Source organism: Pseudoalteromonas sp. S4492, assembly GCF_005886115.1.
Classification (GTDB): domain Bacteria; phylum Pseudomonadota; class Gammaproteobacteria; order Enterobacterales; family Alteromonadaceae; genus Pseudoalteromonas; species Pseudoalteromonas gelatinilytica.
On the sequence record NZ_PNCP01000004.1, the window covers coordinates 65,533 to 82,255 of the forward strand.

16 protein-coding genes are annotated in these 16,723 nt (G+C 42.8%); all 16 read left to right on the plus strand.

Features of this window, described 5'->3' with window-relative positions; genetic code table 11:
- Positions 1-16 precede the first annotated feature (16 nt).
- Positions 17-2,443 carry a flagellar hook-length control protein FliK gene (locus tag CWC28_RS00980; RefSeq protein WP_138624593.1) on the plus strand — a complete coding sequence of 809 codons (2,427 nt, stop codon included), beginning with the start codon at positions 17-19 and terminating at the stop codon, positions 2,441-2,443.
- Between the two features lie 72 nt (positions 2,444-2,515).
- Entirely contained in the window at positions 2,516-3,037 is a 522-nt protein-coding gene (fliL, locus tag CWC28_RS00985; RefSeq protein WP_063706596.1) for a flagellar basal body-associated protein FliL, read from the plus strand.
- A gap of 9 nt (positions 3,038-3,046) precedes the next feature.
- The gene (gene fliM / locus CWC28_RS00990; RefSeq protein WP_063706598.1) at positions 3,047-4,138 is read left to right on the plus strand and encodes a flagellar motor switch protein FliM; all 1,092 of its coding nucleotides are present in this window, start codon (positions 3,047-3,049) and stop codon (positions 4,136-4,138) included.
- A gap of 22 nt (positions 4,139-4,160) precedes the next feature.
- Positions 4,161-4,562, plus strand: coding sequence for a flagellar motor switch protein FliN (gene fliN, locus CWC28_RS00995; RefSeq protein WP_063706600.1), 402 nt, complete (start codon positions 4,161-4,163; stop codon positions 4,560-4,562).
- Positions 4,559-4,942, plus strand: a complete 384-nt coding sequence (fliO, locus tag CWC28_RS01000) for a flagellar biosynthetic protein FliO (RefSeq protein WP_063706602.1) — start codon at positions 4,559-4,561, stop codon at positions 4,940-4,942. The genes fliN and fliO overlap by 4 nt, the downstream gene beginning before the upstream one ends.
- Before the next feature lie 4 nt (positions 4,943-4,946).
- On the plus strand, positions 4,947-5,687 hold the full coding sequence (gene fliP, locus CWC28_RS01005; RefSeq protein WP_063706604.1) for a flagellar type III secretion system pore protein FliP: 741 nt from the start codon (positions 4,947-4,949) through the stop codon (positions 5,685-5,687).
- A 40-nt stretch (positions 5,688-5,727) separates the two neighbouring features.
- Entirely contained in the window at positions 5,728-5,997 is a 270-nt protein-coding gene (gene fliQ / locus CWC28_RS01010) for a flagellar biosynthesis protein FliQ (RefSeq protein ID WP_063706606.1), read from the plus strand.
- On the plus strand, positions 5,998-6,777 hold the full coding sequence (gene fliR / locus CWC28_RS01015; RefSeq protein ID WP_063706607.1) for a flagellar biosynthetic protein FliR: 780 nt from the start codon (positions 5,998-6,000) through the stop codon (positions 6,775-6,777).
- A gap of 9 nt (positions 6,778-6,786) precedes the next feature.
- The gene (gene flhB, locus CWC28_RS01020; RefSeq protein ID WP_063706609.1) at positions 6,787-7,917 is read left to right on the plus strand and encodes a flagellar biosynthesis protein FlhB; all 1,131 of its coding nucleotides are present in this window, start codon (positions 6,787-6,789) and stop codon (positions 7,915-7,917) included.
- Positions 7,918-7,988: 71 nt separating this feature from the next.
- Positions 7,989-10,100, plus strand: coding sequence for a flagellar biosynthesis protein FlhA (gene flhA / locus CWC28_RS01025; RefSeq protein ID WP_063706611.1), 2,112 nt, complete (start codon positions 7,989-7,991; stop codon positions 10,098-10,100).
- 20 nt (positions 10,101-10,120) lie between these two features.
- On the plus strand, positions 10,121-11,599 hold the full coding sequence (flhF, locus tag CWC28_RS01030; RefSeq protein WP_105181448.1) for a flagellar biosynthesis GTPase FlhF: 1,479 nt from the start codon (positions 10,121-10,123) through the stop codon (positions 11,597-11,599).
- Positions 11,592-12,452, plus strand: a complete 861-nt coding sequence (locus CWC28_RS01035) for a MinD/ParA family ATP-binding protein (protein ID WP_036970099.1) — start codon at positions 11,592-11,594, stop codon at positions 12,450-12,452. Before flhF ends, CWC28_RS01035 begins: the two co-directional genes overlap by 8 nt.
- A 26-nt stretch (positions 12,453-12,478) precedes the next feature.
- Entirely contained in the window at positions 12,479-13,189 is a 711-nt protein-coding gene (locus tag CWC28_RS01040; RefSeq protein ID WP_138624644.1) for an RNA polymerase sigma factor FliA, read from the plus strand.
- 40 nt (positions 13,190-13,229) lie between these two features.
- Positions 13,230-13,613, plus strand: coding sequence for a chemotaxis response regulator CheY (cheY, locus tag CWC28_RS01045; protein ID WP_016708035.1), 384 nt, complete (start codon positions 13,230-13,232; stop codon positions 13,611-13,613).
- Positions 13,614-13,630: 17 nt separating this feature from the next.
- Entirely contained in the window at positions 13,631-14,398 is a 768-nt protein-coding gene (locus CWC28_RS01050) for a protein phosphatase CheZ (protein WP_063706616.1), read from the plus strand.
- 15 nt (positions 14,399-14,413) lie between these two features.
- Entirely contained in the window at positions 14,414-16,711 is a 2,298-nt protein-coding gene (locus tag CWC28_RS01055; protein ID WP_138624594.1) for a chemotaxis protein CheA, read from the plus strand.
- Positions 16,712-16,723: the final 12 nt, after the last annotated feature.

Genomic DNA, 16,723 nt, shown 5'->3' on the forward strand with positions numbered 1-16,723 from the left:
CTAGGTTAGGTGAATTATGGCGATCAGTGATATCAATTTGCAGGTTAAAACTGAGCAAGGTACTGGTTTTTCAGGCAAAGACATAGAGTCTAACGAAAAAGCATCGGGATTAAGCTTTTTAACTTCACTCACAGAAGCAAGTGAAGCGGCAAACGCGCATGCAAGTACCAAATCTCAACCAAAAAGTGATACCGACACCGACTCTGTTGATGAAACTAAAGCTATTAGTCTTTCTGAAGAGCCTAAATCAGATGCCAAATTAGGTGATGAGAACACAACTAGTGATGCTAAAGTTGCAACTGCTACCACGTCTACAGAGCAGCAATCTAAAACAAGTCCAGATATTCGTAATGAAGCTGTAACTAAAGAGCAAGGCGATGAACTCGCGCTTGTCGAAGACGAAGAAAATTCATTACTTTCACAAATAAATGCAGCTCAAGCAATGAGTACGAAAGTTAATAAACTGATTGGAAATAATGAGTTTAGTCCGGTGGTTGTTGATAAAAAGCCAACCCCAATCGATACTATTACACCGGTTATACCGTCACCGATGACAGAGGTTGCAAAGACCGATGATTCAAAAATCGTAGCACAAGATGACAATTCTGTATCAAGCTTATTACACAAGTCAAAAGTTGCGACAGCGGTTGATAGCCAACTAAAAGCGATGGGTGATTTACCGCCAAAAGATAGCGTGACCCCCATTGTTGATAGCCCATTAACCGATAAAGAAAAGCAGGGTGTGTCTGCTGTTAATACGCCTGATACAAAACCTCAGGTGGCTAACATTGCCAGTGCAGCACAAGTAATTGACAGTAAAGAAACAGCAGTTGATGTAGACGCTCTTTTAAATAGCGCCAAAAAACAATCAGCGAATGTAGACACATTAAAATCATCTGAAGAAAAAGTGCCTGATGCAAATGAGACAAGCAAAGTTGCTTTAAACAAACTACTTAGCGATACAGATAATGGCACTCAAAGTGATGTGAAAACGGCTGATGTGACGGCAAAGCAAGCACAAAACAACGGTGATAAGTCAGCGGTAAATCTAGCTACTGATGAGTTGGTAGTTCAAAAAAGCGATGCAGCAAGCGCAGCGAGAACATCAGACAAACCAACTGACGCAGCAATCAAGTTAGAACTAGCATTTACAGAAAAACCAGTAACAGATAAGTCAATCGTTAGCCTATTTGCAAAAGTGCAAAGTGGTGATGGACAAGCGGTAAGTGAGTTCGCTAAGGGGTTATCTTTAACGTCTGAACAACAAAAGCAACTTGAGCAACAAATAAATCAACTAAAAGCTGATAACAAGCTTGGTGCTGATGAGGTGGCAACAATCAAGTCGCTATTGACTGATGTGATGAGTAGTAAGCCTACAACACAAACTACACAGAGTGTTGTATCACAACAAGCTGTAGAGCCAGAAATTGCTGATGACAGTCAGACGCAGCAAGACGTTAAACTCGCAGATAATAAAGCCCTTGATAGCAAACTGCCTGCAAGCGTAGAAAAGCAGCTTACTGCTCTTAGTAAAGATGAACAGCAAGCACTGTTAAACAAAGTGAATACTCAGTTACAAACGCTAACGCCGGGCACAGCTCAGTACGAAAAATTATCTGCGGCACAAACGGTGCTTACTGAGGCAATTAATACCCCTGCAACAGCCAGTGCAGCGATGCCAGTAAGTGCAGTAACGGTCAATGCTGAAAATAATAAAGCGAAACAAAATAACACAGCGCAAGTTGCAGCGCAGGTGAGTGAAGCGATTGCTGGTGAAGACGTCATTGCAGAGCAAGAGGTTAAGCTCAATAGCGAACGCACCCAAGAAGCTGTGACGCCCCGTGTGGCGCAATTATTTAATCAATTAACGGCGCCTTTGAATACGGCGACTCAAACTGGTGCTTATGAAGTGGCGCATCAGCAATATGAGCAAGCGCTTGATGTACAAACAATGCATACGCAAACCACAGCACAAACGCAGGCTCAATCCAAATCAGTGAGCGTTGACCCTGGTGTAATGCAAGCGATAAACATCATAAAAAGTGATGCAGCGAAGATGCTTCAAGAGCGCGTGAGTGCATTATTAAATATTAATAATAAAGAAGCTGAAATTCGCTTAGACCCGCCAGAAATGGGCAGTATGCAAATTCGTATACGTAGTGATGCTGAGCAAGCTCAAATTAATTTTGTAGTGCAAAATCAGCAGGCTAAAGAGGCATTAGAGCAGTCAATGCCACGTTTAAGAGAAATGTTAGCACAACAAGGGATTGAGCTGGGTGAGAGCAGTATTCAGCAAGGTAGCCCTGAGCAACAAGATGGGCAGTCAGGGCAGGGGCAGTTCGCTGGAAATCAACAAACAGATGAGCAACAACCAGAAGTATCAGCGCAAAGCTCAGAAACTTCTCGACAACAATCTTCATCATCAATAGATTACTATGCATAAGTCCTGCTATTATAAGAAATAAAATAGTTACAGCATGATGGGCTAATAGCTGTAACGCTGAAGGAATTAACAATGGCCGAAGAAGCAAATTTAGAAATAGAAGATACAGGTAAAGGCAAAAAGAAGCTGATTATCATCATTGCTGCTGTAGTGTTGATTGTTGGTGCAGCAGCAGGTTACTTTTTGTTTATGGGTGGTGATGCTCCGGAAGAGAGTTTGGCAGATGAAACAACCGCTGCTGAGGTTGCTGCACCATCAAGTTCGGCACAAGTTGGCTCAGCCCTTTATGTAGCCATGCCTCGTCCATTTGTTTTTAACGTGCCAGGCGCTAGCCGCGACCGAATCGTGCAGATAAAAGTACAGTTGCTAGTGCGTGGTGAAGTAAATGAAGAAACTGCGAAAAAGCATATTCCACTTATCGAAAGTACATTGTTAAGCGTACTTTCTACCACGACAGCTGATGAATTAGGTACCAGCGAAGGTAAAGAATCAGTGCGTGTAGCAGCACTTGAAAAAGTGCAATCAGCATTAAATGATGTTGAAGGCAGCAAAGTGATTGAGCGGGTATTATTTACCGGCTTTGTGATGCAATAAGGGGTCAGCGTGAGCGATTTATTATCTCAAGACGAAATTGATGCGCTCTTACACGGCGTTGATGAAGTCGAAGAGGAAGATATTCACGACGGTGATGATTTAGACAGTAATACTCTACAGTATGACTTCTCATCACAAGATCGTATTGTCCGTGGTCGTATGCCGACCTTGGAAATCGTGAATGAACGTTTTGCCCGTCATATGCGAATTAGCCTATTTAATATGATGCGCCGCACCGCTGAGGTGTCAATTAACGGCGTGCAGATGATTAAGTTTGGCGAATACATCCATACCTTATTCGTGCCAACCAGCTTAAACATGGTCCGTTTTCGTCCGTTAAAAGGGACTGGCTTAATTACCATGGAAGCGCGTTTAGTATTCATTTTGGTGGATAACTTCTTTGGTGGTGATGGCCGTTATCATGCAAAAATTGAAGGCCGTGAATTTACCCCAACAGAGCGCCGTATCGTACAAATGCTGCTTAAAATCATCTTTGAAGATTATAAAGAAGCATGGGCACCAGTTATGGACGTGTCTTTTGAGTACCTTGACTCAGAAGTAAACCCTGCAATGGCTAACATCGTAAGTCCGACCGAAGTCGTTGTTATTAGCTCTTTCCATATTGAGCTTGACGGTGGGGGTGGTGATTTCCATATCGCATTACCTTACTCAATGCTTGAGCCTATTCGTGAATTACTCGATGCTGGTGTGCAATCAGACACTGAAGATACCGACTTGCGTTGGAGTAAGGCACTGCGTGATGAAATCATGGATGTTGAAGTGGATTTATCAACGCAATTACTTGAAGTTGATTTAACGCTGCAACAAATCATGGAGCTTAAAGCTGGCGATATTATCCCTGTTGAAATGCCAGAACATATCACCGTATTTATTGAAGAGCTGCCGACCTTTAGAGCGAAAATGGGTCGTTCTCGTGACAATGTGGCACTCCAAATTAGCGAAAAAATTAAACGCCCTGAATCAGTTAAGTCAGAACTACATGTGTTCACAAAAGGTGGCAAAAAACTGGATTCAGATGCAGAATTAGCAGAACTAGAAGAAGATCTACATTTATCTGAAGGTGTAGATTTAGACTGGTAGTCGATTTATAAGGTTAAACATAATGAGTGATGATCAAGATACAATGGACGAATGGGCAGCGGCCTTAGCCGAAGCTGAGGAAGCCGAAAATGCCTCAAGCGATGCTGCTGTGGCAGAGCTTGATGAATTAAAAGATGAGAGACATGAGCTCTCTGGCGATGAAAAACGCAAACTCGATACCATCTTAGACATTCCCGTCACTATTTCGATGGAAGTGGGTCGTTCAAAAATCAATATTCGTAACTTACTACAGCTAAACCAAGGTTCAGTGGTTGAACTAGACCGTGTTGCTGGTGAGCCTCTTGATGTGTTGGTTAATGGGACGCTTATCGCTCACGGTGAAGTCGTTGTGGTAAACGATAAGTTTGGTATTCGTTTAACTGACGTTATTAGCCAAGTTGAACGTATTAAAAAGTTACGATGAATGTGTTAATCGCTTTAGCGAGTGCGTCGAGCACTGCATTTCCAACGGCATCACCTACGGCAGATTTACTGTCTATGGTGATGTCTTTGCTTTTAGTGTTGGTCGTTATTGTTGCATTGGCTTTTTTGGTAAAAAAATTAAACCCAAATCTTGCCAATAGTGATGAGTTTAAAGTTGTGCGTAGTTTGCCTTTGGGCTCTCGTGAACGCTTAATGGTCATTGAAATTGATAACGCTCAGCACTTAATTGGTGTGACCCCGCACAGTATTAATTACCTGCACAAGCTAGAAACACCATTACAAGAAAAAGAATTGCCAGAGCTTGCTAAAAAATTTGGTAAGTTACTGAACCCACAATCACCTTCAAATAAAAAGAATTAACGCTATGATCAAGTGGATACTTATTTTAGCAAGTGTGTTATTTCTGCCATCAGTTAATGCTGAGGGTATAGAAGCACTGACCATTACCACCAACCCTGATGGTTCTCAAGATTACTCTGTGACGCTACAAGTGTTAGCGATAATGACAGCGCTGAGTTTTATCCCAGCTGCGGTCATTATGATGACATCATTCACTCGGATCATTGTGGTATTGGCTATTTTGCGTCAGGCAATCGGTCTGCAACAAACTCCATCGAATCAAATATTGTTAGGTATGTCACTGTTTTTAAGTATCTTTATTATGGCGCCAATTTATCAACAGGTGAATGAGCGTGCTATAGAGCCTTACCTAAATGAACAGGTTACCTCCGTGCAAGCGTTAGAGCTTGCCAAAGAGCCAATGAAGGCGTTTATGCTTTCGCAAGTTAGGGTTAAAGATTTAGAAACCTTCGCGAAAATAGCCGGTTACGACAAACTCGATTCGCCAGAAGACACGCCGCTTATTGTGTTGATCCCTGCGTTTGTTACCAGCGAACTGCAAACAGCCTTTATCATTGGCTTTATGTTTTTTATCCCATTTTTGATTGTGGATTTAGTCGTCGCTTCGGTATTAATGGCAATGGGTATGATGATGCTTTCACCAATGATTGTGTCGTTACCCTTTAAGATCATGCTATTTGTGTTAGTGGATGGTTGGAGCCTAGTAATGGGCACGCTTGCGAAGAGTTTTGGGCTTGGGGTATAGCGATGCAATTCAAGGCACTTAATTAGGTCGGAGGCACAAAATGGAACCAGAAATTTTTGTCGATATACTCAGTGATGCTTTGTTTTTAGTCATTAAATTAGTATCGGCTATTGTGGTGCCAGGCTTGTTAGTTGGTCTTGTTGTTGCTGTTTTCCAAGCGGCAACCTCAATCAATGAGCAAACATTAAGCTTTTTACCACGCTTACTAATCACTATCAGTGCGCTTATTGTTGGCGGTCACTGGTTTACCCAAGAACTCATGGATTATTTTATTCGATTAGTGATGTCGATACCGGAGATTGCAGGCTAAATGGAATTTCCGTTTGCTGTCATCATTCAATGGCTCAGCGACTTTTTGCTGCCTTTGGTGCGTATTAGTTCCATGATTATGATCATGGCAGGGCTTGGCGCCAGGAATGTACCAACCCGTATTAAGCTAGGTTTAGCTGTGGTGGTAACCTTTGTCGCTGTGCCTATGCTACCGCAAGCAACTTTTAATAATCTGTTCTCGTTTGAAATGGTTCTTGTGGTAATTCAGCAAATGCTGATTGGTGTGGCAATCGGGTTCGCATCAACCTTACTCCTTAATACCTTTGTTCTTGCTGGACAAATACTTGCGATGCAAACCGGTCTTGGTTTTGCGTCTGTTGTTGACCCATCAAATGGCTTAAACGTGCCAGCAGTTGGTCAGTTTTATTTGATTCTGGCGACCTTACTGTTTTTTGTTTTTAATGGTCATTTAATGATGATCCAAATGGTCATTCATAGTTTTGAAGTCTTACCAATCGATGGTAATTGGTGGTCAGTTGATCACTACTGGGATATCGTTACGTGGGGTGGCTGGATGTTCACTACCGCTTTGGTACTTGCTTTAGCACCACTGACAGCCATGCTGGTGATTAACATGTCGTTTGGTGTAATGACCCGTGCAGCACCGCAGTTAAATATTTTTTCGATTGGTTTTCCGTTTACCTTAGTGGCAGGGCTCGTGATTATTTGGGCAACGCTAGGTAACTTCATGACTCAATTTGAGTTTCAGTGGTTAAAAATGGTTGAGTTAATGTGCAGCCTTGTTGGTTGTACACCTTAGGAGCACGCCATGGCTGAAGATTCAGGTCAAGAAAAAACCGAAGAACCCACCGGGAAAAAAATAGACGACGCCAAGAAAAAGGGTCAGGTTGCTCGCTCGAAAGAGCTAGGCACCATGTTCGTACTTATCTTCTCGGCAGTCTCGCTATTGCTGTATGGCCCTGAAATTGGCAAAGGTCTGTATAATGTGATGGGGCGTTTATTAAGCCTTAATCGCAATGAAACCTACGATACCACTAAGATGTTTTCAGTGTGGGGCATAGTCGCAGATGCGTTATTATTCCCCATGGCTATGTTCGTATTGATCATCGTAATAGCTGCATTTATTGGTAATACGCTCTTAGGAGGCTATAACTTCAGTTGGCAAGCGGCAGCACCAAAAGCAAGTAAAATGTCGCCTGCAAAAGGCATTAAACGTATGCTCGGCCCGCAAGCAGGGGTAGAGCTGGTTAAGTCAATTTTAAAATTTGTTGTGGTTGCCGGTTTTGCGGTGTTCTTAATTAATACCTTTTTCGATGAAATTCTGCATTTAAGTATTGAAAGCGCGCCGGGTAATTTTATTCATGCTCTCGAAATCCTATCTTGGATGTTCTTAGGTTTGACTTGTACTTTGATACTCATTGCTGCGATTGATGCCCCTTATCAAAGCCATAAGCACCACAAACAGCTTAAAATGACCCTACAAGAGGTGAAAGACGAATATAAAAACTCTGAGGGTGATCCGCAAATAAAAGCCCGTATCCGTCGTACACAGCGTGAAATGTCGCAAAGACGGATGATGCAAGATGTACCCGATGCTGATGTTATCGTAACCAACCCGACGCACTACTCAGTCGCGCTTAAGTACGACACAGCCAAGGCTGGCGCACCAATTGTGATTGCCAAAGGGGTCGATGAGCTTGCCATGCAAATTCGTAAAGTAGGTAAGGGGAATGATGTCCCCATTGTTGAATCGCCAATGCTTACACGTGCCCTGTATCACACCACCGATGTCGGCCATCAAATACCCGATCAGCTATTCACTGCTGTTGCGCAAGTTCTGGCTTATGTCTTCCAGTTAAAACGCTTCCAAAAAGGACGTGGAAAACGCCCTGTACCCCTCAATAAAAAGCTCCCAATACCCGATGCTTATAAATATTAATAAGTAGCAATGTAACTTGGAATAGTTATTGCAAATTCCGTGTAGTGTCAATTTTTTGAAATTGTTGAATTATGGAATTTAAAGCGGTATTACAACAACTTAACAGAGATAAAAAAGAATATGCGAAGGGTATCGGCACGCCATTAATGGTACTTGCAGCGCTGGGCATGGTGATTTTACCCCTGCCACCATTTCTTTTAGATATTCTTTTTTCGTTTAATATCGCGTTAGCACTGGTGGTGTTGCTGGTCACGGTTTACACCATGAAACCCCTTGAATTTGGTATGTTCCCCGCGGTACTACTGATTGCAACTATCATGCGCTTAGCGCTGAATGTCGCGAGTACCCGTGTAGTATTACTCGAAGGTCATAATGGTGGAGATGCAGCCGGTAAAGTTATCGAGGCCTTTGGCTCGGTTGTTATCGGCGGTAACTATGCTGTTGGTTTAGTGGTCTTCCTGATTTTAATCATTATTAACTTTGTGGTTATCACCAAAGGTGCTGGCCGTATTTCAGAAGTATCAGCTCGCTTTACTCTTGATGCAATGCCAGGTAAACAAATGGCGATTGACGCTGACTTAAACGCTGGTTTTATCAGTGCAGAGCAAGCCCGTGAACGCCGTGAAGAAGTGACCCGCGAAGCCGATTTCTATGGTTCAATGGATGGTGCGAGTAAGTTCGTAAAAGGCGATGCAATAGCGGGTATCGTTATTCTAGTGATTAACATCGTTGGTGGTTTATTTGTTGGTATGATCCAACATGATTTATCGTTCAGCCGTGCGATGGAAGTGTATACTTTACTAACCATTGGTGATGGTCTTGTTGCACAGCTACCTTCACTGTTACTGTCAATCGGTACTGCAATCGTCGTTACTCGTCAAAATGAATCGCACAATATGGGCGATCAAGTTAAGAACCAGTTAGGTAACGAAAAGTCTCTTTATATCGCATCAGGTATTTTGATCATCATGGGTCTAGTACCAGGTATGCCGCATATCGCATTTTTAAGTTTAGGTGCATTACTGGGTTACCTTGCTTATTTCACCCAACAACAAAAAGCCAAAGCTGAAGCAGAAAAAGCAGAGCAAGAAGCAAATGGTGGTGCGCCAGGTACAGGTGTTGCTAATAAACAAGAGCAAAAAGAGCTTGGCTGGGATGACGTACAGCAAGTTGATGTTATTGGTTTAGAAGTAGGTTATCGCTTAATTCCACTTGTTGACCAATCTCAAGGTGGGGAACTGTTAAATCGTATCAAAGGTGTGCGTAAGAAACTGTCTCAGGAGCTTGGCTTCTTGGTACCTCCTGTGCACATTCGCGATAACTTAGAACTTGATCCGAATGCTTACAGAATCACTATGATGGGTGTTTCAAGCGGTGAGGGTGAGTTGAAACATGGTGATGAGTTAGCAATCAACCCAGGCCAAGTATTTGGTCCAATCAAAGGGGTTGCAACAAAAGATCCTGCATTTGGTCTAGATGCGGTTTGGATCAAACCAGATCAAAAAGATGAAGCACAGTCACTTGGCTATACTGTGGTTGATTCAGCGACTGTGGTTGCAACTCATATTAGTCAGTTACTCACTAATAGCGCAGCTTTACTACTGGGTCATGAAGAAGTTCAAAACTTATTAGATATGTTAGCGAAGAGCCATCCTCGACTTGTTGAAGGTCTGGTTCCTGACGTATTACCACTTACTACTGTTGTTAAAGTGCTACAAAACTTACTCAATGAAGGGGTAGCAATTCGCGATATGCGTTCAATTGTTCAAACCCTTGTTGAGTATGGCCCGCGTAGCCAAGACCCTGATGTACTAACGGCTGCAGTGCGAATTTCACTGCGCAGACTTATCGTTCAAGACGCTGTTGGTATGTCTTCTGAGATCCCTGTCATAACCTTGGCGCCTGAGTTGGAACAGATGTTGCATCAGTCACTTCAGAATGCAGGTGACGAAGGTGCCGGAATAGAGCCAGGCCTTGCAGAGCGACTTCAACAATCATTGAATGAAGCGCATCAAAACCAAGAAATGGCCGGTGAACCTTCGATACTGTTAACGTCAGGAATGTTACGTACTGTGTTATCTCGATTCGTTAAGTACACCATCCCAGGTTTAAGGGTGATGTCTTACCAAGAGGTACCAGACGAAAGACAGATTAAGATTGTCAGCTCAGTAGGCCAACAATAGGATAGTAAAGGGGTTGAACCATGAAAATTAAACGTTTTTTTGCTAAAGATATGCGCACAGCACTGAAAGAAGTGAAAGATGAACTAGGTGTTGATGCGGTTATTATGTCGAACAAAAAGCTTGCTAACGGTGTTGAAATCGTTGCAGCAGTTGACTATGACAAAGCAGCCCCGAAAGCCGAAGCAGCACCTGTGGTGCAAGCAAAACCTGCACCACAGCATAACTTTGTTAAGCCAGAGCCAATGCGTGCCAAGCCTGAGCCGCAAGCGAAAGTTGCTGATAGCCTACAAGCGTTACTTGAGCGTCAAGCCCCACGCCCTCGTTCGCCAGAGCTTGCATCAATGTTTAGCCAATCTGGTATCGATACCAGTGAACACTATCAGCCTAAAGCACCTAGCTATCAGCAACAACAACCTGAGTATGCACACGCTCCTCGTTTTCAACAACAAGCAGCGCCTCGTGTGCAAACTCAAGCGCATAGCTTAGGTTTTGATGACGACTTAGATTCTGGTTTTGATGATTTAGATTCACCAGCAGAGCACAAAAGCGCTGCGCCAGCTAATCAGTCAGAAATGACGACCATGCGCGAAGAAATGAACGCGATCCGTCAATTACTTGAACACCAAGTTTCTGGCTTAATGCAACAAGACATGGCCCGTCGCGATCCGACTCGTGCGTGTATGATTGACCGCTTAGCTGGTATGGGCATTGAGCGTGATGTAGCAGAGCAAATGGCGTGTTTCATTCCTGACGATGTATCTCGCCAACAAGCATGGCAAGCATTACTGCAAATGGTTGAAAACCAAATGCATACAACGAATAACGAAATATTGCGTCAAGGCGGTGTATTTGCGTTAGTGGGACCAACAGGCGTTGGTAAAACTACTACAGTTGCAAAACTAGCTGCATTAGGTGCGCAAAAATATGGCGCCGATAAAGTGGCGTTGATCACTACTGATACTTACAGAATTGGTGCCTACGAACAATTGGCGACTTATGGTCGTATTATTGGCTGTGGCGTAAAGCAAGTAAAAGATGCGAATGAATTAGCAGAAGTGTTATACCATTTACGTAATAAGCGTCTAGTATTAATAGACACAGCGGGTATGAGCCAACGCGACTTACGTTTAACTGAGCAATTAAACACCCTAATGCGTAATCAGCGTGTTGATATTCGTAGTTATTTAGTATTAAGTGCAACAGCACAGATTAATGTCTTGCAAGAAACCGTAAGACACTTTAAAAAGGTTCACCTAAGTGGCTGTATCTTCACTAAATTGGATGAATCTTTAAGTTTAGGTGAGATTATTAGCATAGCGATTCAAAATCGTCTGCCAATAGGGTATCTTACTAACGGTCAGCGCGTTCCTGAGGATATTCGCGTAGCGAATGCTGAAAAACTAGTGAAAAAAGCTGAACAATTGTATTTAAAACGAGCAAAAGCACAACATTCAAGACGTCAAGCAGTAGCGTCGAACACAGTAGGGATGTATGATTAACACAGTATTAGATCAAGCAAGCGGCCTGCGCAAAATGAATCAAAATAATAATAGTGGCGTTAAAGTTATCGCTGTTACTGGCGGTAAAGGTGGTGTGGGTAAAACCAACGTTTCACTCAATACCGCAATCGCATTAGGTCAGCTAGGTAATCGTGTATTAGTATTAGATGCCGATTTAGGTCTGGCAAACTGTGACGTAATGCTTGGCCTTCGTGTTGAACGTAACTTATCTCATGTTTTATCAGGCGAGTGTGAGCTTGATGAAATACTTGTTGAAGGCCCTGCAGGCATTAAAATTGTACCAGCAACGTCTGGCTCACAAAGCATGGTGGAATTAACACCTTCAGAGCATGCAGGCCTTATTCGCGCTTTTAGCGAGTTAAACACCGAGTTTGATATTTTAATTGTCGATACCGCTGCGGGTATTTCTGACATGGTATTAAGCTTTTCTCGTGCAGCCCAAGATGTTGTTGTGGTTGTATGTGATGAACCTACCTCAATTACCGATGCTTACGCACTTATTAAAGTCCTGAGCCGTGAGCATGGCGTATACAAATTTAAAATTGTTGCCAATATGGTGCGCAGTATGCGTGAAGGGCAAGAATTATTTGCTAAACTTTCAAAAGTAACGGATCGTTTTTTAGATGTTTCAATGGAGTTAGTAGCAACCATTCCTTATGACGAGAACATGCGTAAATCAACGCGTCGTCAAAAAGTGATTGTTGAATTATTCCCGAACTCACCGGCAGCGGTAGCGTTCAAAACATTAGCAACAAAAGCAGTTAAGTGGCCGATCCCTAATCAACCGTCTGGCCATTTAGAATTTTTTATTGAAAAACTAGTAAACGGCTAACTATGACAACATCGGTGAATAAAGCGATGGGATATCAATCAGCACAGAATCTGAATGCGATTGTTGAAAAACATGCCTCTTTAGTTAAAAAAGTGGCGTGCCATCTAATTGCTCGTTTACCTGCCAGTGTGCAACTCGATGATTTAATTCAATCAGGTATGATTGGCCTGATTGAAGCGTCAAAAAACTTTGATGCTAGCAAAGGTGCAAGCTTCGAAACTTTCGCAGGTATTCGTATTCGTGGTGCGATGTTAGACGAAATTCGTAGAGGTGATTGGGCGCCACGCTCAGTTCACCGCAATGCCCGCCTTGTGGCTGAAACCATATCTGAATTAGAAAGTACGCTAAATCGTGAACCAAAAGACACTGAAGTAGCTGAAAAACTTGATATTACACTGGATGAGTACCATCATATTCTACATGATGTAAATTCGAGTAAAGTATTAGGTATAGAAGACTTAGGCGTAGATGAAGACGTCATCACACCAGTAGGTCAGGATTTAGGACTAGACAAACCGTTTAATAACGTTAAAAATGAGCGGTTTAACCTGTCTCTATTAACGGCAATCCAATCGTTACCAGAAAGAGATGCTCTTGTTTTGTCTTTGTACTACAACGACGAAATGAACTTAAAAGAAATAGGACACATACTCGATGTTAGCGAGTCGCGTGTGAGTCAAATACATGGTCAGGCGATGATTAAGCTCAAAGCAAAAATCAATGACTGGATTAATTAGTAGTAAGTAAATAAAGGTTCAAACCTCACCGGAGGATGTTTTGGATAAAAACATGAAAATTCTTGTTGTTGATGATTTTTCTACAATGAGACGTATCATTAAAAATCTATTAAGGGATTTAGGTTTTACCAATGTGCAGGAAGCTGACGACGGTTCAACAGCATTACCAATGCTACAAAATCAAGAATTTGATTTTGTTGTAACAGATTGGAACATGCCTGGTATGCAAGGTATTGATTTGTTACGCGCAATTCGTGCTGATGATAGCCTTAAGCATATTCCTGTATTAATGGTGACAGCTGAAGCGAAAAAAGAACAAATTGTTGCTGCTGCTCAAGCAGGTGTTAATGGCTATATCGTTAAACCATTCACTGCTGCGACACTTAAAACCAAATTGGAAAAAGTGTTCGAACGTTTAGGTTAATCTAAGGGGAGAGGCTTATGTCAGCACTTGCTGCGCCTCAAATAAGTTTAGAGCAAGCTCGTCAACTTGTTGAGTATCTTGAAAATGGTGAACAAGAAAAAGCCGATAAGCTGATTCTTGAAGCTGCATCAAAAGAACAATCAGAGTTGTTTGCTGAAGTCGGTAAATTGACGCGTCAGCTTCATGAAGCGTTAAAAAACTTTGACTTAGATACTCGTCTCGCCGATTTAACTACCGAAGCGATCCCAGACGCTAAGCAGCGCTTAAATTATGTTATGGAAATGACAGAAAGCGCCGCAAATAAAACCATGGATGCGGTTGAAGCAAGTTTACCGATTGCACAACAACTTGCTGATGAAATCGCAACAATAAAACCCACTTGGGATCGTTTAATGAGCCGAGAAATTGAACTCGGTGAATTTAAATCGTTATGTCATAGCTTAGATAAGTTCATGAATAACTCGCACACCAAAACCGACGAATTACAAGGTTTGATGACTAATGTGTTGATGGCTCAGGACTATCAAGACTTAACGGGGCAGGTTATCCGCCGAGTTATCGAATTAGTGCGTGAAGTAGAAGACAGTTTAATTAATCTCTTAACTGTGTTTGGCAGTCAAGAAGATGGTCATCAACAACAAGAAAAACAGGCCATAGAAAAAGCACCTGCGACCAGTGATACACTAGCAGGTCCTGAAGGGCCGATTATTGATAGTGAGTCTCGCGATGATGTTGTCTCAGGACAAGATGAAGTCGATGACCTATTATCAAGTCTGGGCTTCTAAGAGGAGAGTAGCTGCATGAGCTTTGAAGTCGATGAAGATATATTACAGGATTTCCTTGTTGAAGCAGGGGAAATCTTAGAGCTTTTGTCAGAGCAATTAGTCGAGCTTGAAAATAACCCAGAAGACAAAGATCTTTTAAACGCCATTTTTAGAGGCTTTCACACTGTAAAAGGTGGTGCAGGTTTCTTGAGCATGACAGAGCTTGTTGATGCGTGTCATGGTGCAGAGAATGTTTTCGATTTATTACGTCAAGGTGTGCGTACAGTTACACCTGAGCTGATGGATGTAATCCTACAGGCCCTCGACACTATCAATGAAATGTTCGCTACGATTCAAAATCGCGAACAACCAGAGCCCGCAGATCAAGCCCTATTAGATGTTCTTCATAAATTAAGCCAGCCACCTACAGCAGAAGAGCTCGCTGGTGAAGATATTTCTGTAGCAGGCGATGTTGCAGTTGCACCTGAAGAGCCTGTTATTGAAGAGCCAGTTGTCGATACGCCTGACGTTACAGCTGATATCGCGACAGATAATATTGATGAAGATGACCCATTTGCTTTCGACATGTTGTTTGATGGCGGTGGTCTTGCAGATAGCAAGCCTGAATCACAGAACATTGACGAAATCACCGAAGATGAATTTGAAAGCCTACTTGATGAGCTTCATGGCAAGGGGCAAGGTCCTGCTTCAACCACGCCAGATGTAATTAGTAGCGACAGTGACGACATCACTGATGACGAATTTGACAGCTTATTAGATGAGTTACACGGCGTTGGCAATTTCGGTGAAGTAAAACAAGATAAAGTTGCTCAGTCAGAACCTGTTAAAGCTGCTGAACCTGTTGCACCAACACCTGCTGCAGAAGCAACAAGTAGTGGTTCAGACGATGAAATTAGCGATGACGAGTTTGAAGCCTTACTTGACGAATTACATGGGAAAGGCAGTGCGCCACAGTCTTTAGAAACGGCTGCGCCAGAAAAAGCGCCAGAAACGCCTAAAGTGGAGCCTGCAAAACCAGCTCAACCAGCAGCTTCAAAACCTGCGGCTCAACCTGCACCAGCAGCAAGTAAACCAGCGCCAGCTCCAGCAAAAGCACCGGAAAAAGCTCCCGTCGCTGCAGCAGCGCCAAAGAAAGCGCCACCACCACAGGCTGAAACAACCGTACGTGTTGATACAAAACGCCTTGATGAAATCATGAATATGGTGGGTGAGTTAGTATTGGTTCGTAACCGTTTGGTAAGCCTTGCTAATAACAGCAACAGCGAGTCAATGGGTAAAGCTATTTCTAATCTAGATGTGGTGACAGCTGACTTGCAAGGTGCGGTTATGAAAACCCGCATGCAGCCAATCAAGAAAGTCTTTGGTCGTTTTCCACGCGTTGTTCGTGACTTAGCGCGTAGCTTAAGAAAAGACATCAACTTACAATTAGTTGGTGAAGAAACCGATTTAGATAAAAACTTAGTAGAAGCTCTGGCCGATCCTTTAGTGCACTTAGTGCGTAACTCGGTTGACCATGGTATTGAAATGCCTGATGTGCGTGAAGCAGCAGGCAAGCCGCGTACAGGTACTGTAACCCTGTCGGCTTCGCAAGAAGGTGACCACATCCTACTTACTATCCGCGATGATGGTGCGGGTATGGATGCAGAGAAACTGAAGAAAATTGCGATCACCAAAGGTGTTATCGACCATGACCAAGCAAGCCGTTTATCAGATACAGAAGCATATAATCTAATTTTTGCGCCAGGTTTCTCAACGAAAGAAGAAATCTCTGATATTTCAGGCCGTGGCGTGGGTATGGATGTAGTGAAAACTAAAATCACCCAATTAAACGGCTCAGTTAATATTCAGTCTGAATTAGGTGTAGGGACTGCACTTGAAATCAAGGTGCCGTTGACGCTTGCGATTCTACCAACCTTAATGGTTATTGTTGGTGAGCAAACATTTGCTTTACCACTTGCTGGTGTAAGCGAAATATTCCATCTTGATTTAACGAAAACAAACGTAGTGGATGGTCAGCTGACAATTATTGTACGTGAAAAAGCGATACCGCTTTTCTACTTACAACATTGGTTAGTAAAAGGAGCCAACCGCCAAGAGCGCAAAGCAGAAGGTCACGTGGTTATTGTTCAAATAGGCACTAAACAAGTGGGCTTTGTGGTTGACTCGTTAATTGGTCAAGAAGAGGTGGTAATTAAACCTCTTGATGCATTATTGCAAGGCACACCGGGTATGGCTGGTGCAACCATCACGTCTGATGGGGGTATCGCACTTATTTTAGACGTACCTAGCATGCTGAAGCACTACGTTGGCTAATAATAAATAGTA

Bases quoted from the DNA above. Each gene is read 5' to 3' on its own strand.
- CWC28_RS00980 (WP_138624593.1), top strand. From the start codon at position 17: ATGGCGATCAGTGATATCAATTTGCAGGTTAAAACTGAGCAAGGTACT.
- fliL (WP_063706596.1), top strand. From the start codon at position 2,516: ATGGCCGAAGAAGCAAATTTAGAAATAGAAGATACAGGTAAAGGCAAA.
- fliN (WP_063706600.1), top strand. From the start codon at position 4,161: ATGAGTGATGATCAAGATACAATGGACGAATGGGCAGCGGCCTTAGCC.
- fliO (WP_063706602.1), top strand. From the start codon at position 4,559: ATGAATGTGTTAATCGCTTTAGCGAGTGCGTCGAGCACTGCATTTCCA.
- fliP (WP_063706604.1), top strand. From the start codon at position 4,947: ATGATCAAGTGGATACTTATTTTAGCAAGTGTGTTATTTCTGCCATCA.
- fliQ (WP_063706606.1), top strand. From the start codon at position 5,728: ATGGAACCAGAAATTTTTGTCGATATACTCAGTGATGCTTTGTTTTTA.
- fliR (WP_063706607.1), top strand. From the start codon at position 5,998: ATGGAATTTCCGTTTGCTGTCATCATTCAATGGCTCAGCGACTTTTTG.
- flhB (WP_063706609.1), top strand. From the start codon at position 6,787: ATGGCTGAAGATTCAGGTCAAGAAAAAACCGAAGAACCCACCGGGAAA.
- flhA (WP_063706611.1), top strand. From the start codon at position 7,989: ATGGAATTTAAAGCGGTATTACAACAACTTAACAGAGATAAAAAAGAA.
- flhF (WP_105181448.1), top strand. From the start codon at position 10,121: ATGAAAATTAAACGTTTTTTTGCTAAAGATATGCGCACAGCACTGAAA.
- CWC28_RS01035 (WP_036970099.1), top strand. From the start codon at position 11,592: ATGATTAACACAGTATTAGATCAAGCAAGCGGCCTGCGCAAAATGAAT.
- CWC28_RS01040 (WP_138624644.1), top strand. From the start codon at position 12,479: ATGGGATATCAATCAGCACAGAATCTGAATGCGATTGTTGAAAAACAT.
- CWC28_RS01050 (WP_063706616.1), top strand. From the start codon at position 13,631: ATGTCAGCACTTGCTGCGCCTCAAATAAGTTTAGAGCAAGCTCGTCAA.
- CWC28_RS01055 (WP_138624594.1), top strand. From the start codon at position 14,414: ATGAGCTTTGAAGTCGATGAAGATATATTACAGGATTTCCTTGTTGAA.